This is a genomic window from uncultured Roseovarius sp. (genome assembly GCF_913057115.1).
Classification (GTDB): Bacteria; Pseudomonadota; Alphaproteobacteria; order Rhodobacterales; family Rhodobacteraceae; genus Roseovarius.
Map to the genome: position 1 here is coordinate 19115 of NZ_CAJXNN010000026.1, position 26855 is coordinate 45969.

General features: G+C 57.7%; 25 protein-coding genes. 15 read left to right on the forward strand and 10 right to left on the reverse strand.

What is annotated here, in order from left to right; genetic code table 11:
• The first annotated feature begins 6 nt into the window (after positions 1 to 6).
• A complete protein-coding gene (locus QZ498_RS11680; protein WP_294622439.1) occupies positions 7 to 909 on the forward strand; it encodes a ParB/RepB/Spo0J family partition protein in 903 nt (300 codons plus the stop codon).
• Here the strand turns inward: QZ498_RS11680 and hemW are convergent.
• Genes hemW through rph form a run of 3 tightly spaced genes read right to left on the reverse strand, consistent with a single transcriptional unit; the run spans position 901 to position 3371 of the window.
• Positions 901 to 2061, reverse strand: coding sequence for a radical SAM family heme chaperone HemW (gene hemW, locus QZ498_RS11685; RefSeq protein ID WP_294622441.1), 1161 nt, complete (start codon positions 2059 to 2061; stop codon positions 901 to 903). The genes QZ498_RS11680 and hemW overlap by 9 nt on opposite strands.
• Positions 2054 to 2662 carry an RdgB/HAM1 family non-canonical purine NTP pyrophosphatase gene (rdgB, locus tag QZ498_RS11690; RefSeq protein ID WP_294622443.1) on the reverse strand — a complete coding sequence of 203 codons (609 nt, stop codon included), beginning with the start codon at positions 2660 to 2662 and terminating at the stop codon, positions 2054 to 2056. Before rdgB ends, hemW begins: the two co-directional genes overlap by 8 nt.
• Positions 2655 to 3371 carry a ribonuclease PH gene (gene rph, locus QZ498_RS11695; RefSeq protein WP_294622445.1) on the reverse strand — a complete coding sequence of 239 codons (717 nt, stop codon included), beginning with the start codon at positions 3369 to 3371 and terminating at the stop codon, positions 2655 to 2657. Before rph ends, rdgB begins: the two co-directional genes overlap by 8 nt.
• 119 nt (positions 3372 to 3490) lie before the next feature.
• Between rph and hrcA the strand changes: the two genes are divergently transcribed.
• Positions 3491 to 4555 carry a heat-inducible transcriptional repressor HrcA gene (gene hrcA, locus QZ498_RS11700; protein ID WP_294622446.1) on the forward strand — a complete coding sequence of 355 codons (1065 nt, stop codon included), beginning with the start codon at positions 3491 to 3493 and terminating at the stop codon, positions 4553 to 4555.
• Between the two features lie 9 nt (positions 4556 to 4564).
• Entirely contained in the window at positions 4565 to 5125 is a 561-nt protein-coding gene (locus QZ498_RS11705) for a nucleotide exchange factor GrpE (protein ID WP_294622449.1), read from the forward strand.
• Positions 5126 to 5138: 13 nt separating this feature from the next.
• On the opposite strand, the gene mutS is transcribed toward QZ498_RS11705, so the two are convergent.
• Positions 5139 to 7754 carry a DNA mismatch repair protein MutS gene (gene mutS, locus QZ498_RS11710; RefSeq protein ID WP_294622489.1) on the reverse strand — a complete coding sequence of 872 codons (2616 nt, stop codon included), beginning with the start codon at positions 7752 to 7754 and terminating at the stop codon, positions 5139 to 5141.
• Positions 7755 to 7923: 169 nt separating this feature from the next.
• On the opposite strand from mutS, the gene QZ498_RS11715 reads away from it, so the two are divergent.
• Positions 7924 to 10179 (forward strand): NADP-dependent malic enzyme, encoded by a 2256-nt coding sequence (locus QZ498_RS11715; RefSeq protein WP_294622451.1) that lies wholly within the window; start codon positions 7924 to 7926, stop codon positions 10177 to 10179.
• Positions 10180 to 10236: 57 nt separating this feature from the next.
• On the opposite strand, the gene msrA is transcribed toward QZ498_RS11715, so the two are convergent.
• Positions 10237 to 10827: a peptide-methionine (S)-S-oxide reductase MsrA gene (msrA, locus tag QZ498_RS11720; RefSeq protein ID WP_294622491.1), complete on the reverse strand. Its 591-nt coding sequence runs from the start codon at positions 10825 to 10827 to the stop codon at positions 10237 to 10239.
• A gap of 229 nt (positions 10828 to 11056) precedes the next feature.
• On the opposite strand from msrA, the gene QZ498_RS11725 reads away from it, so the two are divergent.
• On the forward strand, positions 11057 to 11965 hold the full coding sequence (locus QZ498_RS11725) for a D-amino acid aminotransferase (protein ID WP_294622453.1): 909 nt from the start codon (positions 11057 to 11059) through the stop codon (positions 11963 to 11965).
• A gap of 14 nt (positions 11966 to 11979) precedes the next feature.
• Positions 11980 to 12693: an HAD family hydrolase gene (locus tag QZ498_RS11730; protein WP_294622455.1), complete on the forward strand. Its 714-nt coding sequence runs from the start codon at positions 11980 to 11982 to the stop codon at positions 12691 to 12693.
• 54 nt (positions 12694 to 12747) lie between these two features.
• Here QZ498_RS11730 and QZ498_RS11735 read toward each other — a convergent pair whose 3' ends face one another.
• On the reverse strand, positions 12748 to 14943 hold the full coding sequence (locus QZ498_RS11735) for a hypothetical protein (protein ID WP_294622457.1): 2196 nt from the start codon (positions 14941 to 14943) through the stop codon (positions 12748 to 12750).
• 232 nt (positions 14944 to 15175) lie between these two features.
• Between QZ498_RS11735 and QZ498_RS11740 the strand changes: the two genes are divergently transcribed.
• Positions 15176 to 15850, forward strand: coding sequence for a thiamine diphosphokinase (locus QZ498_RS11740; protein ID WP_294622459.1), 675 nt, complete (start codon positions 15176 to 15178; stop codon positions 15848 to 15850).
• 171 nt (positions 15851 to 16021) lie between these two features.
• Here the strand turns inward: QZ498_RS11740 and QZ498_RS11745 are convergent, their stop codons facing one another.
• On the reverse strand, positions 16022 to 17248 hold the full coding sequence (locus QZ498_RS11745) for an argininosuccinate synthase (RefSeq protein WP_294622460.1): 1227 nt from the start codon (positions 17246 to 17248) through the stop codon (positions 16022 to 16024).
• Positions 17249 to 17392: 144 nt separating this feature from the next.
• On the opposite strand from QZ498_RS11745, the gene ilvA reads away from it, so the two are divergent.
• Positions 17393 to 18631: a threonine ammonia-lyase IlvA gene (gene ilvA / locus QZ498_RS11750; RefSeq protein ID WP_294622461.1), complete on the forward strand. Its 1239-nt coding sequence runs from the start codon at positions 17393 to 17395 to the stop codon at positions 18629 to 18631.
• On the opposite strand, the gene QZ498_RS11755 is transcribed toward ilvA, so the two are convergent.
• Positions 18628 to 18960 carry an Hpt domain-containing protein gene (locus QZ498_RS11755; protein ID WP_294622462.1) on the reverse strand — a complete coding sequence of 111 codons (333 nt, stop codon included), beginning with the start codon at positions 18958 to 18960 and terminating at the stop codon, positions 18628 to 18630. The two genes, ilvA and QZ498_RS11755, sit on opposite strands and share 4 nt — an antisense overlap.
• A gap of 155 nt (positions 18961 to 19115) precedes the next feature.
• On the opposite strand from QZ498_RS11755, the gene QZ498_RS11760 reads away from it, so the two are divergent.
• Positions 19116 to 20393, forward strand: coding sequence for a SpoIIE family protein phosphatase (locus tag QZ498_RS11760; protein ID WP_294622463.1), 1278 nt, complete (start codon positions 19116 to 19118; stop codon positions 20391 to 20393).
• Here QZ498_RS11760 and QZ498_RS11765 read toward each other — a convergent pair.
• Positions 20368 to 20811: an NUDIX hydrolase gene (locus QZ498_RS11765; protein ID WP_294622465.1), complete on the reverse strand. Its 444-nt coding sequence runs from the start codon at positions 20809 to 20811 to the stop codon at positions 20368 to 20370. The genes QZ498_RS11760 and QZ498_RS11765 overlap by 26 nt on opposite strands.
• An 80-nt stretch (positions 20812 to 20891) precedes the next feature.
• On the opposite strand from QZ498_RS11765, the gene QZ498_RS11770 reads away from it, so the two are divergent.
• The 5 genes from QZ498_RS11770 to QZ498_RS11790 all read left to right on the forward strand — a co-directional run bounded on the left by QZ498_RS11770 (position 20892) and on the right by QZ498_RS11790 (position 25437).
• The gene (locus QZ498_RS11770) at positions 20892 to 21884 is read left to right on the forward strand and encodes an Hsp33 family molecular chaperone HslO (protein WP_294622467.1); all 993 of its coding nucleotides are present in this window, start codon (positions 20892 to 20894) and stop codon (positions 21882 to 21884) included.
• Positions 21874 to 22476 carry a CoA pyrophosphatase gene (locus tag QZ498_RS11775; RefSeq protein WP_294622493.1) on the forward strand — a complete coding sequence of 201 codons (603 nt, stop codon included), beginning with the start codon at positions 21874 to 21876 and terminating at the stop codon, positions 22474 to 22476. Before QZ498_RS11770 ends, QZ498_RS11775 begins: the two co-directional genes overlap by 11 nt.
• Positions 22473 to 23624, forward strand: a complete 1152-nt coding sequence (locus tag QZ498_RS11780; RefSeq protein ID WP_294622468.1) for a CCA tRNA nucleotidyltransferase — start codon at positions 22473 to 22475, stop codon at positions 23622 to 23624. The genes QZ498_RS11775 and QZ498_RS11780 overlap by 4 nt, the downstream gene beginning before the upstream one ends.
• Positions 23625 to 23628: 4 nt before the next feature.
• A complete protein-coding gene (locus QZ498_RS11785; RefSeq protein WP_294622469.1) occupies positions 23629 to 24852 on the forward strand; it encodes a class I SAM-dependent RNA methyltransferase in 1224 nt (407 codons plus the stop codon).
• 81 nt (positions 24853 to 24933) lie between these two features.
• The gene (locus QZ498_RS11790) at positions 24934 to 25437 is read left to right on the forward strand and encodes a L,D-transpeptidase family protein (protein ID WP_294622470.1); all 504 of its coding nucleotides are present in this window, start codon (positions 24934 to 24936) and stop codon (positions 25435 to 25437) included.
• A gap of 9 nt (positions 25438 to 25446) precedes the next feature.
• Here the strand turns inward: QZ498_RS11790 and QZ498_RS11795 are convergent, their stop codons facing one another.
• Positions 25447 to 25962: a CAP domain-containing protein gene (locus tag QZ498_RS11795; protein ID WP_294622471.1), complete on the reverse strand. Its 516-nt coding sequence runs from the start codon at positions 25960 to 25962 to the stop codon at positions 25447 to 25449.
• Between the two features lie 170 nt (positions 25963 to 26132).
• Between QZ498_RS11795 and QZ498_RS11800 the strand changes: the two genes are divergently transcribed.
• Entirely contained in the window at positions 26133 to 26735 is a 603-nt protein-coding gene (locus QZ498_RS11800; RefSeq protein WP_294622472.1) for a L,D-transpeptidase, read from the forward strand.
• Positions 26736 to 26855: the final 120 nt, after the last annotated feature.

A 26855-nucleotide genomic window follows, 5' to 3' on the forward strand; every position in this document is an offset into this window, starting at 1 on the left:
CCAGCCATGGCCGATAAAAAAACCAAACAACGCGGCCTCGGTCGTGGGCTCTCCGCACTAATGGCGGATGTTGCCGAGGATAGCGCACAGACTGGTGAGGCCCCCAAAGCGCCTGAGCGCGACATCCCAATCGAGAAAATTTTGCCCAACCCGGACCAACCTCGGCGTAGCTTTGACCCGGAAAAACTTGATGACTTGGCGGCGTCCATCAAGGAAAAGGGTATTATCCAGCCATTGATCGTGCGCCCAAAGCCGGACACGGATGGGGCCTTCGAGATTGTCGCCGGTGAGCGGCGTTGGCGCGCCGCCCAAATGGCGAAATTGCACGAAGTTCCCGTTCTTATCCGGGAATTCGATGATACCGAAGTTCTTGAAGTTGCAATTATTGAGAATATTCAGCGTGCGGATTTGAATCCTGTTGAGGAAGCGGCAGGCTACCAACAGTTGATGGACAAGTTCGGCCATACGCAAGAAAGGCTGGCTGAAGCCCTGGGCAAAAGCCGCAGTCATATCGCGAATTCGATGCGTCTGCTGGGCCTTCCGTCAGAAGTGCAGACCTATCTTGGCGAGGGGCAGCTTTCAGCCGGGCACGCACGAGCCCTCATTACCTCGGATGACCCTGCCAAACTGGCCCGCGAGGTGATCAAGAAAGGGCTTTCAGTTCGTGAGACCGAAAAGCTTGCGAAGAAGCCAATGGGCAACATTTTCTCCGAGGACGGCAATCGCAAGAAGTCGACCGCACCGGCAAAAGATGCAGATACAAAAGCACTTGAGGGCGATCTATCTGCCAATCTTGGTATGAAGGTCTCGTTGAACCACAAGCCGGGACAGGAAAACGGTCAAATCACTATTTCCTATGATACTTTGGATCAGCTCGATGAACTCTGTCGTTTACTAAGCTCAAGCTGATGTCAGCAGACTGTTCAAAACCGAGTTAAGCACAAGGCGGCCGGCTTGGGTTGTGCGCACCCGGTCGCCAGCCTCATTGATCATCCCAAGGTCAAGAAGATCATCCAGCGCCTTGCGCGGCAAAGGTTCTCCGGCAAGGCTTTCATACCGCCGCTTACTAATTCCTTCATTGATGCGAAGGCCCATCAAAAGGAACTCAATTGCCTGTTCTTCCGCTGGAATAGGCTCAAAAACCTTCTCAACTTCAGGCTGCCGCACACTCGCAAGCCACCGCGTTGGATTGGAATAGGCTTCCGTCGCGTATCGGGTTCCCTTCAGTGTAACACGCCCATGCGCCCCGGGGCCAATCCCGACGTAATCGCCATATCTCCAATAGATCAGATTATGACGGGATTCCGCGCCGATTCTCGCATGATTGGAGACCTCGTAAGCCCCCAACCCTTCTGCCTCACACAAATCTTGAGTCAGTTGATACATGTCCGCAGCAAGGTCATCTTTCGGCAATCCTTTCAGGCCGCCTTTGGAAAAACGGTCTCCAAAGGCGGTGCCGGGTTCGATTGTCAGCTGATAAAGTGAGAAATGATCGACGGCCATTTGCAGTGCCTCGGTCAGTTCATTTCGCCATTGCTCAAGCGACTGGTCTTGCCGGGCATAGATCATGTCAAAACTGACACGATCAAAGTTTTTGCGCGCAATATCAAAGGCTTGGCGTGCCTCTGACACGCTGTGAATCCGACCAAGACGCCGAAGATCATCATCATTCAGCGCTTGAATACCCATAGAGATCCTTGAAATACCGCCCTGCGCATATTCACGGAACCGACCAGCTTCGACCGACCCGGGGTTGGCTTCAAGCGTAACCTCAAGATCATTCGCAACTGGCCAGTGCTTTTGCACCCGCTCCAGAATTGCGGCCACGGTGCCCGGATCCATCAAACTGGGTGTGCCACCACCAAAGAAAACAGAATTAAGTACGCGATTAGGTACTAACTCCGCGTAACGGTCCAATTCCGCGAGATAAGCCGCTTTCCAAGCGGCCTGATCAATTTGGCGCGACACATGGGAATTGAAATCGCAATACGGGCACTTAGCCTCACAAAACGGCCAGTGAATATAGAGGGCAAAGCCCCCGTTTTGCCAATCCTCAGCCAAAACAGCCCTTCACAAGTTTTGCGAAGGCATCCGCACGATGGCTGATCTTGTTCTTTTCCCAGCGATCAATTTCCCCGAAGGTCTTATCGTAGCCTTCAGGTTGAAAAATCGGATCGTAGCCATGTCCTTCATGTCCCCGCATGGGCCAGACGATCTGCCCCTCTACCGTGCCGGGGAAGACCTCGTCATGCCCATCCGGCCAAGCCAGCACCAAGGTGCAGCAAAAACGCGCGGTCCATGGTTTGGGTTTTCCGCTTTCCAAAAGCCGATCATGGGCTTTGCCCATGGCCATTGTGAAATCGCGCCCTTTTTCGGTTTCGGCCCAATTTGCCGTGAAAACACCCGGCGCACCGTCCAAAGCATCAATCTCGATACCCGAATCGTCCGACAAGGCCGGCAATCCGGCCGCTTTCGCCGCCGCATGGGCCTTGATCCGTGCGTTACCGACAAAGGTCGTTTCAGTCTCTTCCGGTTCACCGAGGCCTTTTTCAGCCGCACCAACAACCTGCACGCCGAAAGGCTCCAGCAAATTGGCGATCTCTTCCAGCTTCCCGGCATTATGAGTCGCCACCAAAAGCGTGTCGCCGTCGAATTTACGCATCGACTGCTGCCTTTTGTGCCGTGACCAACTCCAAAACCCCCTTCTCCGCCAAATCCAAAAGCTGGTTCATCTGGTCCCGGCTATACGTCGAACCCTCGGCACTCATCTGAACTTCGATCAGTTGCTTTGATCCGGTCATGATGAAATTCCCGTCGACTCCGGCTTCGCTATCTTCGGGATAATCCAGATCCAGAACCGGTTGACCGGCGTAAATCCCGCAGCTCACCGCCGCCACCGGATCAATCATCGGATCGCTCACCACGTCGCCGATCTTCATCAGCTTCTTGACCGCAAGACGAAGCGCCACCCAACCCCCGGTGATCGAGGCACAGCGCGTCCCGCCATCCGCCTGAATCACATCGCAATCCACGGTGATTTGCCGCTCGCCCAAGGCCACGCGGTCAACCCCGGCGCGCAAGGACCTGCCAATAAGCCGCTGAATCTCAACCGTGCGGCCACCTTGTTTCCCAGCAGTCGCCTCACGGCGCATCCGGCTGGTCGTTGACCGCGGCAGCATTCCGTACTCCGCCGTGACCCATCCAAGGCCCGATCCCTTGATGAACGGCGGCACGCGGTCTTCGATCGTGGCGGTGCACAGAACATGGGTATCCCCCATCTTGATCATGCACGAGCCTTCGGCATGTTTTGTAACCTCTGTCTCGATTGAAACAGCACGCATTTCACTTAAATTTCTACCCGACGGACGCATGGTATCTCCCTCAACATGGTTGGTTTGGGGATACATGCGCCGCTGGTCGGATAGCAACCCCGATTGACCTTTTCCGACAAGCATCTTTAATGGCGGATCATACGGGATATATGGGACATATGAGCAACGCCGGTAAAATACTGGAACAGATGAACGACCGCTCGCGCGAGGTGTTCCGCCGCGTGGTCGAATCCTATCTTGCTTCGGGCGATCCCGTCGGCTCCCGCACGCTGACCCGCGACATGAGCGAAAAGGTCTCTGCGGCAACCGTCCGCAACGTGATGCAGGATCTGGAATACCTCGGCTTGCTGGACAGCCCCCATGTCAGCGCGGGCCGCATCCCCACCCAGGAAGGCCTGCGGATGTTCGTAGATGGCCTTCTTGAAGTCGGTGATCTCGAAAACACCGACCGCAAGATGATTGATGCCACCCTTGGATCAAATTCCGATGATGTCACCGGCGCGTTGGATCGCATCGGTTCCGCCCTTTCGGGGGTCACACAGGGCGCCTCTCTGGTTCTTGCGCCAAAGCATGAGGCCCCCATCAAGCATATCGAGTTCGTCAGTCTGTCACATGATCGCGCCTTGGTGGTACTGGTCTTTGCCGATGGTCATGTCGAAAACCGCATCTTCCATCCGCCGCCCGGACAGACGCCAAGCTCCATGCGCGAAGCGGCGAATTTTCTGAACGCCCTGGTCGAAGGCAAAACCATCTCCGATCTGCAAACCGTGATCGCCCGCGAAATCAGCGCGCGACGGCAAGAGATCGACCAATTGGCCCATCAACTTGTAGAAAGCGGTTTGGCGGTCTGGGATGGCGACAGCGACAATTACGAACGCCTCATCGTGCGTGGCCGCGCGAATCTGCTGAACTCGGAAACCGAGGAAGAGGAGTTCGACCGCATTCGCACCCTGTTTGACGATCTCGAACGCAAGCGCGACATCGCCGAATTCCTCGAACTGGCCGATGAAGGCGAAGGCGTGCGCATTTTTATTGGCTCCGAGAACAAACTTTTCTCACTTTCGGGTTCCTCTCTGGTGGTCTCTCCTTATATGAACGCAGACCGAAAGATCATCGGCGCGGTGGGCGTGATTGGCCCGACCCGCCTGAACTATGGACGTATCGTGCCGATTGTGGATTACACGGCGCAACTTGTTGGAAAGCTGATCGCTGACCGCAGCTAAAGGTGAATTATGGCAGAGCCGAAAAACGACGACTTCCTCGACGACCTTGCTCAGGCCGAGGCCGAGGAACAATCTCATCACGCGGATGAAATCGACGACGCAGAGGCCGAGATCGAGGCGCTACGCGCTGAGCGGGATGCCCTTCAGGATAAATTCATGCGCGCCCTGGCCGAGGCCGAAAATGCCCGCAAGCGGAGCGAGAAAGACCGCCGCGAGGCTGAAAACTACGGTGGCTCGAAACTCGCCCGCGACATGCTGCCTGTCTACGACAACATGAAGCGCGCGCTTGAGGCCGCCACCGACGAGCAGAAAGAGGTGTCCGCCGCCCTGATCGAAGGGATTGAGCTGACCATGCGGGAACTCCTCAACGTCTTTTCCAAGCACGGCATCACGCTGATTTCACCCGAAGTTGGCGATAAATTCGACCCCAACCACCACGAAGCAATGTTCGAGGCCCCGCTGCCCGGCACCAAATCAGGCGAGATCATTCAGGTCTCTGCCCAGGGTTTCATGCTGCACGACCGTATCTTGCGCCCCGCGCAGGTGGGCGTGTCGTCCTTCCAAGGCTAACGATAGGCCGGGGTCACCCCGGCTTATCCGCCAACCCCTTCAATTCATAAATCAAATCAAGCGCCTCGCGCGGAGTCAGGTCATCGGGCAGGATCTCGGCCATCCGCTTGTCCAGATCAGACGCGCGCACTGGCGCAGGGGCGGGCGGCGGCGTGGCCGAGAAAAGCGGCAGATCATCAATCAACGCCTTCTGCGCCGTGCCACCTTCCCTCTCGCCTTTCTCCAAGGCATCCAGAACCACGCGCGCCCGTTCCACCACGGTGTGCGGCAACCCGGCCAGCTTGGCCACTTGCACACCATAACTTCGGTCTGCGGCTCCACGCTTCACCTCGTGCAGGAAAATCACCTCGCCCTCGTGTTCCTTCACGCTCACCGTGGCATTATCCACCCGACCCAACTTGTCACTCAGGTTGGTCAACTCGTGGTAATGCGTGGCGAACAAGGCCCGGCAGCCATTCACATCGTGCAAATGTTCCAAAGTGGCCCAGGCAATGCTCAACCCGTCATAGGTTGCCGTCCCGCGCCCGATCTCGTCCAGAATGACGAGCGCATGATTATCCGCTTGGTTCAAAATCGCCGCCGTTTCGACCATCTCAACCATAAAGGTCGACCGCCCGCGCGCCAGATCATCACTCGCTCCAACGCGGCTGAACAATTGGCTGACCAGACCAACATGCGCGCTGGAGGCAGGCACGAAACTCCCCGCCTGCGCCAAAAGCGCGATGAGCGCGTTTTGCCGCAAGAACGTCGATTTACCCGCCATGTTCGGCCCGGTCAGCAGCCAGATATCGCTCTCATCTCCAAGCGCGCAGTCATTGGCGATAAAGGGCTCGCCCGCCTTGCGCAGCGCTTGTTCCACAACCGGATGCCGCCCGCCTTTAATCTCCAGGGCCCTGCTTTCATCCACCTGTGGCCGGCACCAGTTTTCGCCCCGCGCCAAATCCGCCAAACCGGTGGTCAAATCCATTTCCGCCAAAGCGCGCGCCGCCTGCGAAACCTCTGCCGATTTCTCCAAAATCGCCGCTTTCAGGCTGTCATAGAGCCGCTTTTCAATCTCAAGTGCCCGCCCCCCGGCATTCAGAATCTTGGTTTCCATCTCGCTTAGCGGCACGGTGGTAAACCGCACTTGGTTCGCCGTGGTCTGCCGGTGCTTGAAGGTTTCGCTCAGCGGTTCCGACAGCATCTTGTCGGCATGGGTGCTGGTGACTTCGACAAAATAGCCCAGCACATTGTTATGCTTGACCTTCAGGCTCTGAATCCCGGTCAGCTCCTGATATTCGCTCTGCATCGCCGCGATCACGCCGCGCCCTTCATCGCGAAGTTGGCGCACTTCATCCAATTCCGCGTCATATCCGGGCGCGATGAATCCGCCATCCCGCGCCAAAAGCGGTGGTTCGGCAATAAGAGCTTGATCCAGCAAGTCCAAAAGCGCGTCATGCCCGGTCAAATCCCCCGCCGCCTCGGCCAATACCTTGGGTAACTCCAATCCCTCGACCATCCCCGCAATCTCACCGGCCTGCGCCAGACCATTGCGAATGGCCGCCAAGTCCCTTGGCCCGCCCCGATCAAGGCCAAGGCGGCTTAGCGCCCGGTCAAGGTCCGGCACCTTCCGCAGCGCCCCGCGCAAATCTTCGGAAAATCGACCCTGTTCCACCGCAAAAGTCACCGCTTGCAAGCGATCTTGCACCACCTCCAACACCCGGCTGGGGCTGGACAGTCGCCGTTCCAACAAACGGCCACCGCCCGCCGTCACCGTCCGATCAACCGAGGCCAAAAGCGATCCGGCCCGCCCACCGCTCATCGCTTGGGTAATCTCAAGATTGCGCCGCGTGGCGGCATCAATCTGCATCACCCGCGCCTGCGCCTCGCGCTGTGGCACCTGCAACAGGGGCAGTTTGCCCTTTTGCGTGATCTCGAGGTACTCAACGATGGCCCCCATCGCCGCCACTTCGGGCCGGCTGAAGGCCCCGAAAGCCTCCAATGTGCCAACGTCAAACAAGTCACAGAGGCGCTTTTCGCCACCAGTACTGTCAAAAGCCGCGCGACCCAGTTCCGTCACCGAGGCCCCGGATTCAGTGACTATTTCACCCAAATCCGCGTCATCTTCACTGGCAACAATCACTTCAGACGGGGCCAAGCGCGCCAATTCCGGCCCAAGCCTCACCTGCGCTAAGGGCATCACGTGAAACGCGCCCGTCGAAATATCGACCCAGGCCAAGGCCCCCTCGCCCCGCACCTGTGCAAAACTGGCCAGGTAATTGTGCCGCCGCGCCTCAAGCAGGCTTTCTTCGGTCAACGTCCCGGGTGTGACCAGCCGCACGACCCCACGCTTAACCACCGATTTCGAGCCGCGCTTTTTCGCCTCCTCGGGGCTTTCCATCTGCTCACAGACAGCCACGCGAAACCCTTTGCGAATAAGTGTCAAAAGGTAATTCTCAGCGGCATGCACCGGCACCCCGCACATCGGGATATCCTCGCCCAGATGCTTGCCCCGCTTGGTCAGGGCAATATCCAAAGCCTCCGCCGCCGATACGGCATCATCAAAGAACAGCTCGTAAAAATCCCCCATCCGGTAAAACAGCAAAGCCCCCGGATATTCGGCCTTGATCTCAAGGTACTGCGCCATCATCGGCGTCACGGTGGATTTCATGGATGTCACGTCTGCCCCCGGCGTTGATTGCCGCCAACATTACAAAGCCAAGCCCGCGCATGAAACCCGAAAACCCGCTTGCGGTTGAGGCTACCGCCAACCCCCGCTATGGAGTATCGAATCCGACTGATCCTAATAAGGCCGCGACATGTCCAAACCCAAGTTCACCCGTGAAGAGGCGCTTGCCTTCCATCTCGAACCCACCCCCGGCAAGTTCGAGATCACGGCCACCGTCCCGATGACCACGCAACGCGACCTGTCGCTGGCCTATTCCCCCGGTGTCGCCGTCCCCTGTGAGGAGATCGCGGAAAACCCCGGGTTGGCCTATGACTACACCAACAAGGGCAACCTTGTGGCGGTCATCTCCAACGGCACCGCCGTTCTGGGCCTCGGCAACCTCGGTGCGCTGGGCTCCAAACCGGTGATGGAGGGCAAATCGGTCCTCTTCAAACGCTTTGCCGATGTGAACTCCATCGACATCGAACTTGATACCGAAGACCCCGAGGAATTCATCAAGGCGGTCGAACTGATGGGCCCCACCTTCGGTGGGATCAACCTCGAAGACATCAAAGCGCCCGAGTGTTTCATCATCGAACAAACGCTCAAGGAAAAGATGGATATCCCCGTCTTCCACGACGATCAGCACGGCACCGCCGTGATCTGTGCCGCCGGCCTCATCAACGCTCTGCATATCTCAGGCAAGAAGATCGAAGACTGTAAGATCGTGCTCAACGGCGCTGGCGCCGCCGGGATCGCCTGTATCGAATTGCTCAAAGCCATGGGCGCGCGGCACGAAAACTGCATTGTTTGTGACACCAAGGGCGTGATCTATCAGGGCCGCACCGAAGGCATGAACCAATGGAAATCCGCCCATGCCGTCGCCACCGAGCTGCGCACGCTGGATGAGGCGATGAAACAGGCCGATGTGTTCCTTGGTGTCTCGGTCAAAGGGGCCGTGACCCAGGATATGGTTGCCTCCATGGCCGATAACCCGGTGATCTTCGCCATGGCCAACCCCGACCCCGAGATTACGCCAGAAGAAGCGCATGAGGTTCGCCCCGACGCCATCGTCGCCACCGGGCGCAGTGACTATCCGAACCAAGTCAACAACGTGCTCGGCTTCCCCTATCTTTTCCGCGGCGCGCTGGATGTGCACGCCCGCGCCATCAATGATGAGATGAAAATCGCCTGTGCCGAGGCGCTGGCCGAGCTTGCCCGCGCCGATGTGCCGGATGAGGTCGCCATGGCCTATGGCCGCAAGCTCGCCTTTGGCCGCGATTACATCATTCCCACCCCCTTCGATCCGCGCCTCATCCATACCGTGCCGCCCGCCGTCGCCAAGGCCTGCATGGATACCGGCGCGGCGCGCCGCCCCATCGTTGATATGGACGCCTACGAGCAAACCCTCGCCGCCCGGATGGATCCCACCGCCTCCATCCTGCGCTCCATCAACGCGCGCGCCCGCAACGCACAGGCCCGGATGATCTTCGCCGAAGGCGACGATCCCCGCGTCCTCCGCGCCGCCGTACAATATCAGCGTAGCGGGTTGGGCAAGGCCATCGTCGTGGGCCGCGATGATGATGTGAAACAGAAACTCGAGGCCGCAGGCCTTGGCGATGCCGTGCGGGAATTGGAAGTCACCAACGCCGCCAAAACCGACCGTTTGGATGACTACAAGGAATTCCTCTATCAACGCCTGCAACGCAAGGGCCATGACCGGCAGGATATTCACCGCATGGCCGCCCGTGACCGCCACGTTTTCGCGGCTCTCATGCTGGCCCATGGCCATGGCGATGGCCTTGTCACCGGCGCCACCCGCAAATCCGCCCACGTCATGGAGCGGATCAACCACGTCTTCGATGCCAACGCCGAAAACGGCGTGGCCGGTGTCACCGCCCTTTTGCACAAGGGCCGGATCGTTCTGATCACAGATACGCTGGTCCACGAATGGCCCGATGAAGAAGATCTCGCCAATATCGCCACCCGCGCCGCCGGTGTGGCCCGCCACCTTGGCCTTGAGCCGCGCGTCGCTTTCGTCAGTTTCTCAACCTTCGGCTATCCCAAATCCGAGCGGGCCGAGAAAATGCACCTCGCTCCCGAAGTGCTCAAGCGCCGTGGCGCTGATTTCGAATACGAAGGCGAAATGACCGTCGATGTGGCGCTCAACAAACTGGCACAGGAAAGCTACCCGTTCCAACGCCTCACCGGCCCGGCCAATATCCTCGTGGTGCCCGCGCGCCACTCGGCCTCGATCTCGGTGAAGCTGATGCAAGAAATGGCTGGCGCCACGGTCATCGGCCCGATCCTCTCCGGCCTCGACAGCTCGATTCAGATTTGTTCCTCGACCTCCACCGCCAGCGACGTGCTGAACATGGCGGTTCTTGCGGCCTGTAAGGTCGGTTAACCCAAAGAAAGCGGGCCGGCCCTGATGGACCGGCCCAAACTCATTAACGAACCTTATTCAGTTCACAAACGGTGCAGCCCCACCCCAAAGCGCCTTGACCCGCTGATCCCGGCCACAGGCATCGCGATACCGCTTATAAGCCGCCGATTGCTTTTTCGGGCCAAAGCGGGTCAGCACAATATTGTCGCCCTTGTAATAATCCTGGTGATACTCCTCGGCGTCGTAAAACTCCCCGGCCTGCAAGATCGGCGTCACGATCTTCTGGCCCAACGCCTTCTCCGCCTCCGCCTTGGCGGCCTCCGCGGCCTGCTTTTGAGCCGTGTTAGAGACAAAAATCGCCGTGCTATAGCTCATCCCACGATCGCAGAATTGCCCGCCTGCATCCGTTGGGTCGACCGAGCGAAAAAACATATCATAAAGCTGCCGGGCTGAAATCTTGGCCGGGTCATATTTGATCTCGACCGCTTCGTAATGCCCGGTCCCGCCGCGCACCACTTGCTTATAAGTCGGGTTCGCCACGTCCCCGCCGGTATAGCCCGAGACAACCTCGCGCACGCCCTTCACCTTTTCAAAATCCGCTTCGACGCACCAGAAACAGCCCCCGGCGACTGTCACCACCTCGGTGCCCGCCGCGTGTGCCGTTTTCATATGAGCGCCAAAGCCCACGGTGATCAGCACCGCCAAAAGCCCCGCTTTCAGGATTCTTATTTGCTGTTTCATGGCCAAGCCCTCCAATTCGCCGCCCTCACACTGCCTGTCTTATACGCACGGGCCAATTCAACCCGTCGTGATCTCACGCGTCGGTGATCGGAATTTACCGCTTGGCACTTGTGGCCCAGGGTCATAGCCTCGCCTCAAACGTCAAGCAGGGGGCAATATGGCAGATCACCAAACCACCCATCAGGCGCAGGAAGACGCACGAAACGAGACCATCAAGATTTGGCTAAATGGTGACATCGTGCCAAAAGATGAGGCCAAGGTCAGCGTCTATGACAGCGGCTTCATGTTGGGCGATGGGGTTTGGGAGGGCCTGCGCCTTTATAATGGCACATGGGCCTTTGCCGATGAACACCTCGACCGTCTGTTCGAGGCCGCCAAAGCCATTGACCTTGATATCGGCATGACCCGAAACGAGGTGTTTCAGGCCGTGTTAGAGACGCAAAAAGCCAATGACATGCACACAGACGCCCATGCGCGCCTGATGGTCACGCGAGGCGTCAAAACCCGGCCTTTCCAGCATCCCTCGCTGTCGCAACAGGGGCCAACCATGACCATCATCATGGAACACTCCAAGCCCAAGATCGCCCGCCCGATCCGCCTCGCCACCGTGCCGCACCTGCGCGGCCTTCCCATGACGCAAGACCCCAAGTTGAACTCACACTCCAAGCTGAATTGCATTCTCGCCTGTATCGCCGCCGAAAAGGCCGGCGCGGATGAGGCTTTGATGCTTGATGTGCATGGCTTTGTGAACACCACCAACGCCTGCAACTTCTTCATCGTCCGCAAGGGCGAGGTTTGGACCTCGACAGGCGATTACTGCATGAACGGTATCACCCGTCAGAAAGTGATCGACCTCTGCCGCGAGGATGGTATCCCGGTTTACGAGCGGAATTATTCCCTCGTCGATACCTACGGCGCCGATGAAGCGTTCTTGACTGGCACATTCGGCGCACAAACCCCTGTGGGCGAGATTGATGGCCGTCCCATCGGCAGCGGTGAAATGGGCCCCCTCACCACCCGGATCCGAGAGCTGTATAAGTCTCTAATTGAGCGTAACTGCGGTTAAAAAGGAGAGTGCCCATGCGCCTTGCCATGTGGTCCGGCCCCCGCAATCTTTCGACGGCGATGATGTATTCCTTCGGCGCGCGGTCCGATTTCGCCGTCGTCGATGAACCCTTCTATGCTGCTTACCTCACGCTAACCGGCCTTCAGCACCCAATGCGCGATGAGATCATCGCCTCGCAACCGACCGACCCGCAAGAAGTGATTGAGCAGCTATTAGGCTCTATTCCCGCCCAAAAACCGCATTTTTACCAAAAGCACATGGCCCAGCACATGATTGACGGCGTGCCGCGCGATTGGATCACGCAGGTCACAAACGTCTTTCTTATCCGTCATCCTGCCCGCGTCGCTGCCAGCTTTTCGGCGAAATACGACAACCCCACGCTGGCGGACATCGGTTTTGTCCAACAGGCCGAGCTTTATGAGCAGCTCACCGCCCAAGGTCATGCACCGGTGGTGATCGATTCCGCCGACATCCGCCGGGACCCGGAGACCATGCTCAAACGCCTCTGCGCGGCGATTGATCTGCCTTGGGATCCCGCCATGCTCAACTGGCCAAAGGGCGGCCACCCCGATGATGGCGTCTGGGCCGCGCATTGGTACGCCTCGGTGCATGGCTCAACCGGCTTTGCCGCGGCGGAAGGCCCATTGCCCCGCCTCGATGGCCCCCGTGCCGACCTTGCCAAGGCCGCCATGCCGGCCTACGAAAAACTCCGCGCCGTGGCGCTTTGACAAAGAAACCCCCGGCACAAGGACCGGGGGCGTCATCATTCAATGGATCGGTGCCTAGCCTGCGTTTCGCTCTTCGGCCCTGAAGTCCGTGCTGTCAGTCACACAGAACCGCCCACCCTTCAGTTTTTGCAGTTTGCCTTGGCGCAACAGTTGTCCGAAAGACCGCAGTCCATCTTCCCGGCTGAATTCCCGGCCTTCGACCTCTTTCAGCTTGCCCATCAGCATCGGGCGCGAGAACTGTGAGCGGCCTTCAACATCTGACATATATGCCGCCGCTGCCTCTAGCAGTTCAGGCAATCCCTTCGCGCCCATCTCTTCGGCAAAATCGGTAAAGCTGCCATCCACATCAGGCGTCGGTGCCAAGGTCTCCGCCTCCGCCATGCTCGCCTTCGAGATACGGCGCGGACGAACCGGCGTGCTTTCCACATCAACACGTTGCTCGGCCACGAGTTTCAATGGCGCGGGTGAACTGGGTGTGACGCTCGGGCGGCTAGACCGCGGGCGGCCATCACCGGCTTCCGGCCGACGCGGGCGTACGACGTTGGCAAGATCGTCGCGATAGGGCGATTCGTCCACATCCTGCTTGAGCGACGCCCCGGCTTTCTTCTCTGCGCGCGTCGCGGCGACGGCCGCGCGCAGATGCTGGATGGCATTGCGGCGTTGGTTCGACTCCGGCTCGTCAAGCTGCGTATCCGCTTCGTCGAAAATCCGGGCCAGATCGGCCTGTCGCTCGGCGCGTTGCAGCTTGGAAATACCGCGCGGCGACATTGCTTCTTCGAGTTCCGCTTCAGGCTGTTCGCTTTCGGTGCTCGCCTCAGCCGCAGTCTCTTGTTCCGGAGCCTCAAGCGCCTCATCCTCGACACTTTCCTGAACTTGATCCGCTTCGGTCAATTTCAGGGGCGAATCGAAATCCTCTGCAAGGTCTTGATCGGGCTTCTTGAATTCGGCTTCGACCTCGGCCAGTTCGCGTTGCAAATCGGCTTCTTCCTCGGCGCTCAGCCCCGAGTCGTCCCCGAAGAGATTATCGCCAAAATCACTGTCGGCCTCGTCTTCTTGCAGATACCCTTCACTGATCGCAGCCTCGAATTCGCTGCGTTTCATTTTGACGACGCGGGCCATAACAGCGGGCCGTTCTTCGCCGTCGTCTTGGGCATTGGCCTCGTCCGACGCCGGAGCAGTGTCTATATCGGCCGCCTCTTCCGGCATCGCATCGGCCAGAAGCTGCGCCAGTGTATCCTCGGAAATCTCCGGGGCAGCCTCTTGGACTTTCTCGGCGCTGCGGTCCAGCGGGACATCAATGGTTTCACCGGGTTCCGGCTCTTCGTCTTGAGCCTGCGAGTCTTCGTCCGAAGTCCCAAGGATCGACGACAGATCGGGCTCTGCCGTTTCATCTTGTCCTGCTGTTTCCATCGCATCATCAGCACGCAGAGCTTCATCAAGGTCCGCGGCAGTTTCACTCAGGAAATCCTGCGCATGCTCATCTTCCGAATAAATCGAGTCTTGGAAGCCGGCATTGGATTCATCAACCAGCGACCGGATACGCCGCAGGCGATCGGCAACGCTATCGCCGTCTTGATCACCCTCGGATGCGGTCGTGGCCTCTGCCTCTTGCGCGGCGTCAATTTCCGCAGGCTCTGTGAGGTCCGCAATGTCGTCAGCTTCCGCCTCGGGTTCTTCGGTCGGCTCGGCTGTTTGCTCTGGTTGCTCTGGCTCTTCTTCGGCCACGAGGGTGGTAGCAGATTCGGGCTCTGGCTCTGCCAATCCGGCTTCTGTGTCAGGTTGAGGCGTGTCATTACTGTCAAAGGCCGACATCGCAGCGGTGATCGCCGAATCAGACTCTATTTCAGCCGTAGGTTCGGCCAAAGGCATGTCAGCGATTTCCGGTTTGGCTTCCGCTTGGGCATCTTCCGGATCGGTATGCGCCGCTTCGGCAAATTCGTCGGTTGGTTCGGTTGCGGCCTCTGCGGTTTCAGAAGCGGGCTCGCCCTCATCCTGCAAGGTCGGTGCGGCCAGTTCTGCGGCTTGGTTATCTTGCTCTTGTTCCTCCGGCTCTTCGGCCGGGGCGTTCAGCGCGGCATCTTCTGCCGCGCGCAGGACAATCTTGCCTTCTTGTTCGCTTGCGTCCACGCGCCGCGCGATTTCTCGCTCCGCGATCCGGGCCAGCATATCCGCGTCGGGCGTCGGCGGTTCCGCTCCGAAGTAACGGTCATCTGCGGCCAGATCACGGAAGTATTCCGCGATTGCCTTCATCGTATCGAAAGAATCATCGAAACCTTCGAGTGTGCACGAAAAAGTGCCGTATGAGACTGTGAGTATCTTACTTGAACTAACCATTATTTCGCTCGCTCCGCATTAACTGCAAGGAGTAGACATATCACCACAGCCAAGACCAAAGATGCCCGATTCTTAGAATTTTACCGTATCATTTCGTGGTGAGAATGTGATCTGTTTCCGAAATAGGGATTAATCCGGAAATTTGAACATGATTGTAGCCGATGACAAACCCGTAACTTTGATTGGCGGGGCCGAAATCTCGAAAAAGATGCTGAATCGCGCACAATCCCTTGGGCCCTTGGTGGTGGCTGCGGATGGTGGTGCCGATGCCGCTCTTTATAATGGGGTGGTTCCGGACGCGGTGATTGGTGATTTCGACTCGCTCACCGATTGGGCGCGTGAACAACTGCCGCAATCGGCGCTTCACTGTATCCCGGAACAGGAAACCACCGATTTTGATAAATGCCTGCGCAACATTTCCGCGCCACTGGTTGTGGGCGTCGGTTTTTCGGGTAATCGCCTGGATCACCAACTTGCCGCATATAACACCCTTGTGCGTCATCCAAACCGTCCTTGCCTGCTTCTAGGGCTTGAGGAGCTGGTTTTTCTCTGCCCGCCCTCCATCCGTCTCGACTTGAAAAGCGGTACACCCGTTTCGCTTTTTCCCATGGGCGCGGTCGAAGGGCTGTCCGATGGGCTTCGCTTTGCAATTGACGGGGTCAACTTTACCCCCGATGGCCGGGTCGGCACATCCAATACCGCCACTGGCCCGGTTGAGATTTCGGTGACGTCACCCAAGATGCTGGTCATCCTTCCGCAAGAGTCTTTCGAACAGGCCGCCGAGGCCCTGTTGGCCGCGCGGTCCTATTGGCCCGCGCCGTGAGGGATAGTTAAACAGCGAATCCTTGCATTTGAATTAAGGGCGCGCGCGCAAAAGTAAGGCCCGGCGCTGGGCCGGGCCTTTTCGATTCGAATCGTACGACTTGTACGAAAGGTTTCTGGAACCCCCGGATTTTCGTACGAAACTCGGGGGGTAAGCGTACGACTCGTACGTTTATCCCTTCAATCGCCGCTCCCGCGCCGCCAACAGCTTCAGGCGCAGCGCGTTGAGTTGGATAAACCCGGCCGCATCCTTCTGATCGTAAGCCCCCGCATCGTCCTCGAATGTCACATGCGCTTCCGAATACAGGCTATGATCCGACCAGCGGCCCACCGTGCGAACCGACCCTTTGTAAAGCTTCAGTTTCACGGTCCCGGTCACATGATGTTGTGATGCGTCAATCGCCGCCTGCAACATCTCGCGTTCGGGGCTGTACCAGAACCCATTGTAAATCAGCTCCGCATAACGCGGCATAAGCTCGTCTTTCAGGTGCGCGGCGCCCCGGTCCAGCGTGATCTGCTCAATCCCGCGATGCGCTTCCAGAAGGATCGTGCCACCGGGGGTCTCATAAATCCCGCGGCTCTTCATCCCAACAAAGCGGCCTTCCACCAGATCAAGCCGCCCAATACCATGCTTGCCACCCATTTCATTCAGCTTTGTCAACAGGTTAGCAGGGCTAAGCGCCTCGCCGTTGATGCTAACAGCATCGCCTTTTTCAAAGCCAACTTCGATGATTTCCGGCTCATTCGGCGCATCCTCGGGGTGCACTGTCCGCTGATACACGTAATCCGGCGCCATCTCTGCGGGGTCTTCCAAAACCTTGCCCTCGCTTGAGGTATGCAGCAGGTTGGCATCCACCGAAAACGGCGCTTCGCCGCGTTTGTCCTTGGCAATCGGAATTTGATTTTTCTCAGCAAAATCAAGAAGTTTCGTGCGGCTGGACAGGTCCCATTCCCGCCACGGCGCGATCACCTTGATATCCGGGTTCAACGCATAGGCAGCCAGTTCGAACCGCACCTGATCGTTGCCCTTGCCGGTCGCGCCATGCGACACCGCATCGGCCCCGGTCTCTTCCGCGATCTCCACAAGACGCTTTGAAATCAACGGCCTAGCGATCGAGGTGCCCAGAAGGTACAGCCCTTCGTACACCGCATTGGCCCGGAACATCGGGAAGACGAAATCGCGCACGAACTCTTCGCGGATGTCCTCGATAAAGATGTTTTCTGGTTTGATTCCAAGAAGTTCCGCCTTCTGGCGCGCGGGTTCCAACTCCTCGCCCTGGCCCAGATCGGCGGTAAAGGTCACCACCTCGCAGCCATACTCGGTTTGCAACCATTTCAGAATGATCGAGGTATCAAGCCCCCCGGAATAGGCCAGCACGACTTTCTTGGGCGCGGACATCACTTTTCCCTCTCTACGGATATGCGCCCGGCGCTTATCGGGTTTTCGCGTCAGGGGCAAGATACCAAGGCTTCCGCGGTATTCTTATGTATGCTTTGCGCCCACCCCTTGCCCCGGCTGAAACATTCCGCCAATCAAGGGGTTATGAGTGATTTTCGCCCCCTTGCCCAAGCCGCCGAAGCCGCGATGCGCGATGTGTTTGACCCAACACCGTTGCAACGCAATGAGCATCTGTCCGACCGCTATCACGCCGATATCTGGCTCAAGCGTGAAGACCTGTCGCCGGTGCGGTCCTACAAACTGCGCGGGGCCTTCAACGCCATGCGTAAGGTCTTGGAAAACAACCCTGAATCGACACGGTTTGTTTGCGCCAGTGCCGGAAACCACGCCCAGGGCGTGGCCTTCATGTGCCGTCATTTTGGGGTTAAAGGCGTGATCTTCATGCCGGTCACCACACCCCAGCAGAAGATCGGCAAGACCGAAAAGTTTGGCGGTGACGCGGTGTCAATTCGACTGACAGGGGACTACTTCGACGACACGCTTGCCGCGGCACAGGCCTACTGCACTGAAATAAATGGGCATTTTCTGTCACCCTTCGACGATGAGGATGTCATCGAAGGGCAGGCCTCGGTTGGCGTTGAGATCGAAAAACAGATGGAACAGATGCCCGACAGGATCATCATGCCCGTTGGTGGCGGTGGCCTGTCTTCCGGTGTGTGCAGCTATTTGGGCGATCGTACTGCGTTCACACTTGTTGAGCCGGAAGGCGGCGCCTGCCTGGCGGCGGCTTTGAAAGCGGGTCGGCCTACCCGCTTGAATCATATAGATAATTTCGCCGATGGTGCCGCCGTGGCACAGATCGGGGCCAAGACTTTTGCCCGCCTTTCGCATATTGATCCATCCACCATGCTTGCGATTGACGAAGATCGGCTTTGCACCACGATGCTTGAAATGCTCAATGTCGAAGGCATCGTGCTTGAACCGGCCGGCGCGCTCGCGGTGGATGCCCTCAAGGATATGGCGCAAGAAATTCGCGGCAAAACAGTCGTTTGCGTGACATCCGGCGGAAATTTCGATTTTGAACGCTTGCCTGAAGTCAAAGAGCGCGCGCAGCGATATTCAGGGGTGAAAAAATACTTCATCCTGCGTATGCCGCAACGTCCAGGTGCCTTGAAGGATTTCCTGAACATCCTTGGCCCGGAAGACGATATCGCGCGGTTTGAATACCTCAAGAAGTCCGCCCGCAACTTTGGGTCTGTCCTGATCGGTATCGAAACCAGCAAGCCCGAAAATTTCGTGCATATCCAAACCAAGCTCCAAGCCGCCGGCTTTGACTATCGCGACATAACGAATGATGAGGTTCTCGCGGAGTTCTTGATCTAGGCAGCGGAAAGTGTCTCTAATTCAGCCAGAAACACGGTTTTCGAAGCATCGTAACTGGCCAGGATGTCCGTCACGTCAACGGCACCCCCAGCCCCATTTGCGGCCGCTGTTTCGCCTGTTTGGCACTTTTTTGCAAACTCCGAAAATCCGAGATTCAGCGCGCTACCCTTCAGGAAGTGCAAGCGCGACTCAAGGTCATCCGTGGCCAAACTCTCGCGCAATATGGCTATTTCTGCTTCGACCTCTTCAAGAAAGAGATCCACCACCTCACCGAAGCTGTCGGCGCCGATCTCATCGCGCAACTCTCTTACTCTGGCCCAGTCGATCATGTTTCATCGTCCCGCTTTAGCCCCACGAAGACTGGCATCCGCAGGTTAATGAAACCTGAGTTCAAGCAATTGGAAATAATAAACTTTTAGGTTTCATTGCAGGTTAATCACCATACGCCATCACTCGGGTATCCCGGTGTAAATGGATGGTATGAGTGAGCAGTTTAACCGCAGAGGACATTGCGACACCGCATAAGAATTCGGCAATCCGAAGTGTTCTGGTCGTCGACGATAGCCGAGCCCAGAGGCGGATTCTATGTGCTTGCCTGCAACGCTGGGGCTTCGCGGTGCGGGAGGCTGAATCAGGCATCGAAGCCTTGGAGATTTGCCGCGACCACCCCCCGGACCTGGTGTTGAGCGATTGGATGATGCCTGGAATGGATGGTTTGGATTTCTGTCGGGAGTTTCGGGCTACGCCGCGCGACAGCTATGGCTATTTTATTCTGCTAACCTCCAAGAGCGGGAAAGAAGAGATCGCCCACGGTCTTGACGCCGGGGCCGATGACTTTCTGACCAAGCCGGTGAATGCATCGGAACTGCGTGCGCGCATCGCCGCCGGTGATCGCATTCTTCGAATGGAAAGGGAGGTGAATGAAAAGAACCGTTTGGTGAAGTCAACGCTGGATGAGCTTCAATCGCTCTACGACGCGCTCGATAGTGACTTGATCGAAGCAAAGAAACTCCAACAGTCTTTGGTAAGCGATCGCTATCGCGATTTCGGGCCTGCTGACGTTTCATTGCTGTTGAGGTCCAGTGGTCATGTTGGCGGTGACTTGGTCGGGTTCTTTCCAATCGGCGCCACGCGCGTTGGCTTGTATGGCATAGATGTCTCTGGCCACGGCATCAGTTCAGCCCTGATGACTGCCCGGTTGGCCGGTTACCTGTCAGCCGTAACGCCCGACCAGAATCTGGCACTACGACGCATGCCGGACGGGTCTTTCGTATCCAAACCCCCAAGTGAAACGCTTGCTGCCCTGAATCAGTTGATCCTCAACGAGATGGAGACCGAGCATTATTTCACGATGCTTTTGGCCGATGTCGATCTTGCCTCGGGCAAGGTCATCATGGCGCAAGCTGGCCACCCTTACCCGGCAATTCAGCGCGCAAATGGACAAGTTGAATTCATTGGTGATGGGGGTTTGCCTGTCGGATTGATTGATGGTGCCGAATATCGGGATTTCGAGGTATCCATGGCCCCGGGAGATCGCTTGATGATTCATTCAGATGGCGTCGTGGAATGTGCTGCGCCGGATGCGACCCTTTTGGACGACCAAGGACTTGCGCAAATCCTACGAGAGTTGCGCCAGACAAGGGGTATGGCATGCCTTGAGTCATTGATCTGGAAGCTGGTGGAATTTGCACAAACCGATGATCTTGCAGATGACGTTTCGGCGGTTCTGCTTGAGTTCAAACCAAGCCCCATAGTTGGCTGACAAAGTGCCGATCACCCGAGTTCCCGAGTTCGCGCACCGCAACATTCGGCCATGTCCAAACAGCCCTATGACCGTCCTCGGACGGCGGCCCTAGTGACCGAACAGGCCGCGCAACATAAATCATGCAGAGTTTTTCAGCCCAAAGGTCATATTCCGGCATATAGGTAAAGCGCCTGAAGGCTCCCAAACGCCGCGCTGCACCGATTTTCCAACCGGTTTCTTCAAAAACTTCGCGGTGAAGCGCTTGTATCGGTCCTTCCCCAGGATCAATGCCCCCTCCGGGAAGTTGTAATTCAGGTATGGGCTCGGATTGATGCGTCACGAGAAGCCGCCCACCACGCGGAAGGATCGCGTAAACGCCGGGACGGCGCGTATATCGTACATCTGCGCGCGGTGCTTCGCCAAAGCGCCGTATCATGCCACACCTCCCCCTTGGACCTTGCCTTGATGGTCATATATAGACGCGATATGCCAACTTCCGGCAGACAAGGAAACCCCATGACTCTCGGACAAAAAATCGCTTGGGACGACACGATCCTGCCGTTCCAGCTGGACAATGCGGATATTCGTGGCCGCGTCGCGCGTTTGGATGGCGTGCTTGACGGCATCCTGAAGCAACACGACTATCCTGCCCCGGTCGAGGCGCTAGTGGCTGAAATGGCCCTGCTGACAGCGTTGATCGGTCAAACGATCAAACTGCGTTGGAAGCTGTCGTTGCAGGTCCAATCCAAAGGCCCGGTGCGGATGATTGCCACCGATTACTACGCCCCCGAAGCCGAAGGGGAGCCCGCCCGCATCCGCGCCTATGCCAGTTTTGATCGTGACCGCGTGACTGGCGCACCTTTCAATCAGGTGGGGGACGGGTATTTTGCCGTCATGATAGACCAAGGCCAAGGCACGACTCCTTATCAAGGCATCACGCCCCTTACAGCCGATGGCTTGAGCGCCTGTGCCGAAGCGTATTTTGCTCAATCTGAACAGTTGCCGACGCGGTTCTCGCTGTCTTTTGGTAAATCGACTGAAGCTGGCGGTATTGAACATTGGCGCGCTGGTGGCCTGATGCTCCAGCATATGCCCAAGGCGTCACCCTTCGCCCAAGGCGGCGGCTCCGGAGAAGAGGGGCTTTTGACCGCGCAGGACGTGGTTGATGGCGAAGATGCCGAAAACTGGAACCGTGCAAACATGCTATTGGATACCGTGGATGATCTCGAACTGATCGGCCCATCCGTTGCGCCCACGGACCTCCTGGTACGTCTTTTCCATGAGGAAGCGCCGCGCGTCTTCGACATACAGGCCGTGCGTTTCGGGTGTACCTGTTCCGAGGAGCGGGTGCGCAATAGCATGTCGATCTATTCGGCCAAGGACATCGAAAAGATGACCACCGACGAGGGCGTTCTGACTGCTGATTGCCAATTCTGCGGCGCCCATTATCGAATGGACCCAACCACCTTGGGATTCGATGCCGAAAACCCGCCGGACGATGATGGCTGATCCTTTCGCACATGTAACGCGCGCCTTGGCCAAGGCGCGTCTGGATACCTCGGATTACGATCTGAACCCTGATATCGTGCTACCAGCGGGTCGGACCCTGCGGCCTGCGGGAGTTCTGGTCGCGATTGCCGAAACCAGCTTGGGTGCTCAGGTTTATCTGACCAAGCGGTCCTCTGCACTCAAGCATCACCCTGGACAGATTGCTTTTCCCGGTGGCAAGCAGGACGAAGGCGACGCAGATGTAACCGCCGCAGCCCTACGAGAGGCATGGGAAGAAATCGGGTTGGCGCCCGAAAATGTTGACGTACTGGGGTCCTTGCCAAGCCATGAAACAGTAACCAGCTTTACCGTCACACCTGTCGTCGCGCGTGTTCGTGAACCCTTTTCGCCGATTGCCGAACCCGGTGAGGTCGAGGAGGTCTTCACCGCCCCGCTCGCGCATCTGCTTGAACCAAGCAACTTCAAGGTCGAAGCCCGCCGTTGGCGTGGGCGTCAGCGGCGTTACTACACGGTGCCCTTTGGTCCGTACTATATCTGGGGGGCGACCGCGCGTATTCTGCGCTCGCTGGCGGATGCAGCAGGGAAGCCATGAAGATTACGGGTGATTGGATTTCGGCAAAACCCACCCAAGCGGTGTGCAGGATGCTTGAAGAGGCTGGCTATCAGGCTCTTTTTGTTGGCGGTTGCGTCCGAAATGCGCTTCTTGGTGCTCCGGTATCGGATATCGACATTGCCACCGATGGGCGGCCCGAGGCAGTTGTCGAGCTGTCGAACAAGGCTGGCCTAAAACCTGTGCCCACAGGGATCGAGCACGGCACGATCACTGTTGTCTCCGATGGCGTGCCGCATGAAGTCACCACCTTCCGCGAAGATGTCGAGACCTTCGGCCGCCATGCAACGGTCGCGTTCTCTAGGGATGTCGTACAAGACGCCCGCCGCCGCGATTTCACGATGAACGCGCTTTATGCCAAGTCTGACGGCACGCTGATCGACCCCCTGAACGGTTTGCCCGATCTTGAAGCCCGGCGCATACGTTTCATCGAAGACCCGGCGCAGCGGATTCGGGAAGACTATTTGCGAATCCTGCGATTCTTTCGGTTTCATGCCTGGTACGGTGACCCGGAGGGCGGCTTGGACCCGGACGGGTTGGCGGCCATTGCAAATCATGTCGATGGCTTGTCCGGCCTCTCGTGTGAACGGGTCGGGGCTGAAATGATTAAACTTCTTTCTGCGCCCGATCCTGCCCCGTCGGTTGCGACGATGCGTTCCAGTGGTGTTCTGCTGGCCGTCCTTCCCGGTGCCGATGACCGCGCGCTCGCGCCACTTGTGCACCTGGAGTCCGAGGTTGGCGTACCTCCTGACGGGATACGGCGGTTGGCAGCTTTGGGGGGTGACGACCTGCCAGATCGCCTTCGCCTGAGCAAAGCACAGGCAAAACGCCTCACGAAAATGCAGTCCGAAGTGTCGGCCATGCGTGACCCGTCAGAATTGGGGTATCGGTACGGTGAGAAGGATGGGCAGGATATTCTCCTCCTGCGCGCCGCGCTATTGGAGCAGCCGTGGAATCCTGCCGATCTTGACCGGCTGTGCCAAGGCGCCAAGGCGCGGTTCCCGATCAAGGCCGCCGATCTAATGCCGGAATACGAAGGTCCAAGGCTTGGAAAGAAGCTCAGTGCCTTGGAGCAACGCTGGATCGACTCGGGTTTCACGCTCACACGTACAGACCTACTGGCGGAGTAAGGTAATGGACGAATTCCGCATTACGCGCTTGGGTCATTTGGGGGACGGTATTGCCGAAGGGCCGTATTTTGCCCCGTTGACCCTTCCGGGTGAGGTCATCACGGCACAACGCGACGGTGATAGACTGAAAGACGTGAAAATCGTCACTCCCTCCTCTGACCGCGTCGCGCCGCCTTGTCGGCACTTCAAATCCTGTGGCGGTTGCCAGTTGCAGCATGCCTCGGATGACTTCATGGCCGAATGGAAGATCGACGTGGTTCGTATGGCGCTTTCGGCACAGGGAATCGAAGCGGATTTTGCGCCGATTTCCACATCGCCTCCATTTTCGCGCCGCAGGGCCACTTTCGCCGCGCGCCGCACGAAAAAGGGGGCCATGGCGGGTTTTCACGCCAAGGCGTCGGAGGTGATTGTAGAGATTCCCGGCTGTCAGCTGCTTGAGCCTGAATTGCTTGCCGCGCGGCCAGTTGCCGAAGCATTGGCCATGGCTGGTGCAAGCCGGAAAAGCAGTCTTGATGTGGCGGTGACCTTGTCTCTGAACGGGTTGGACATTCTTGTGCGTAACGGCAAGCCCTTGGATGGGCCGTTGCGGATGCAATTGGCACAATTGGCCGAGGCACATGATCTTGCCCGCCTGACATGGGAGGACGAGGTGATCGTCACCCGCCTGCCCCCCGAGCAGCAATTCGATGGCGTTATTGTCGTTCCTCCACCCGGGGCCTTCCTGCAAGCGACCAAATCTGGAGAAGCCAAGCTGTGCCAAGAAGTGGCGCGCATCACTCAAGGCGCAAAACGTGTCGTCGATCTTTTTGCGGGATGCGGTACTTTTACCCTACCGCTTGCCAAGAACGCCGAGGTTCATGCCGTCGAAGGCGAAACCGCCATGACAAAAGCCCTTGATGCCGGGTGGCGGCACGGGCAAGGCCACGGCCTGAAGGCGGTGACGCATGAAGCACGCGATTTGTTTCGCAGGCCGCTGATGCCGGATGAGCTTGCTACATTCGACGCCGCTGTCATTGATCCGCCACGCGCCGGTGCCGAGGCACAGATCCAACACCTTGCCGAATCGGACATTCAGGTGATTGCGCATGTCTCTTGCAGCCCGGCAAGTTTTGCACGTGACGCCCGGACCCTGTTGTCAGCCGGGTATGCCATGGGGCCGGTCCATGTCGTAGATCAATTCCGGTGGTCCACGCATGTCGAATTGGTAGCAGGATTTACGCGGTCCTAGCACCCAAAGGGGATTCATTCCCTTTGTATTTGTGGTAAGCTCTTTAAAAAAGAGGCGGATTGAGACAGTGAGTTTAAGGATATGCGCATGCTGAGATTGGCTTTGGTTGGGCTTTTGTGCCTTGGGCTGGCAGCCTGCAGTTCAAAGTTCAAAACTTACAACGGGCCCGAAGTAACACATGTGGTCGTCAACAAAGGCGATCGCCAGATGTTTTTGCTGCACCACAACCAAGTGCTGAAGAACTACCGCATTGATCTTGGGTTCGCGCCCTCCGGCCACAAACAGTACGAAGGTGACGGTAAGACGCCCGAGGGCACCTATGTGATTGACCGGCGCAACCCGAACAGCGATTTTCACCTTTCGGTGGGTATTTCCTACCCGAACCGTGAAGATATTGCCTTTGCGACGTCACAAGGCAAAAGCCCGGGTGGCGATATCTTCATTCATGGGCAACCGAATGCGAAAAGCATCTTCAAACGCACCGGCCCGGATTGGACAGCAGGTTGCATTTCGGTCAAGAATCGCGAGATCGAAGACATCTATGCCATGGTCAAGAACGGGACGCCGATTACGATTAATCCATAGGCACTGGCCCTATTGTCCCAGGACCATCGTCCACCAGATTTTACCGTTGTCCTCCTGAAGCCAGGAGAAGCCCATTTCGCGGGCCTCCGGTGACAGGATAACCTTGCGCGTGGCCGGCTCTTCCATCCATGCCGCCAGCGTTTCGGTTTCCGTCTCGTAGGTTTCCGAGATCGTCTCGCCCACAAGCTGCCCGTCATAGCCAACCCGGCGCACCCGGTCGATCGGCGAGGATCCGTCCGAGCCGAAATGCCAAGGCCGGTTCTGAATCGACATGTCCCGCGAGTGCGTGGCGGCTGCGGCTGTCAGTTGCGAGTTCAATTGTACAGCCGGCACGCCCGCGGCTTCGCGCAATGCATTGACCGAGTCCAGCATGCGATATTGGATCGTCGCAGTTTCACCTGCCCGGATGCGGTACACTTTTGGCAGTGGTTTACCATCCGGGCCGAGTGTGGGCTCGGGTGGTGTGGTCGCACAGGCCGAAAGAACCATCAAAGCCGATAATAGAAGTGCCAATATGCGTGTCATGTGTGCCTGCCACCCGTGCTGTTGCTTGGAGTAAGCAGTAACGAAAGCGTGGTTGCGATTCAAACCCACATATGCGTGACTTTGCCGATTAACGTTTCTTTGAATTGCGACTGCGACTTTCGCGCCATATATTACGGCCCAAGTCAGATAGTCGAGATTGGAGTCCGAGCATGGCCATCAAGTCCTCAAACGGCATGAGCCGACGCGCTTTCATGGCGGCAACAGCGGCTGCCGTCGGGTCACCCGCTTTTGCGCAAAGTGTTACGGGCGACGAAACGGTCGAGATGGAACGCGATGTCACAACTTCGGTACGCCGTAACATTTCAAGTTTCCGCACACTGGATTGGAAACCATATTTCTCCAATCTGAAGAACGGCGCGATCCTGGTTGATATCGATTCACGCGCGCTGCACTACTGGTCGGAAGACGGTAATACCTACAAGTTGTACCCTTCCAGTGTGCCGCTGACCGAAGACCTGACGCGCCGCGGTCGAACCCGCGTTATTCGCAAGGTTGAAGGGCCCGATTGGCGCCCGACCCCGTCGATGCTGAAGCGGAATCCCGATTGGCCGCCGTATGTCCCGCCCGGCCCGGATAACCCGCTCGGAACCCACGCGCTTTACCTGAGCTGGACCTATTATCGGATCCACGGCACACATGACACCCGCAAAATCGGGCGCCGGTCGTCGAATGGTTGCATCGGGCTTTACAACGAACACATCTCCGAGCTTTTCGCGATGACCAAAGTTGGTACTCAAGTGTTGCTAATTTGACGAAACTTCAATGCATCTTGCGGTCTTAGCCACAAGATGCATTTGCAATCCCTACAGATTGCTGCTTAGAAAAATCCACGAGGTAAGTCTTGGGTGCCTGCCGTGTTGCTACGCGGTAGG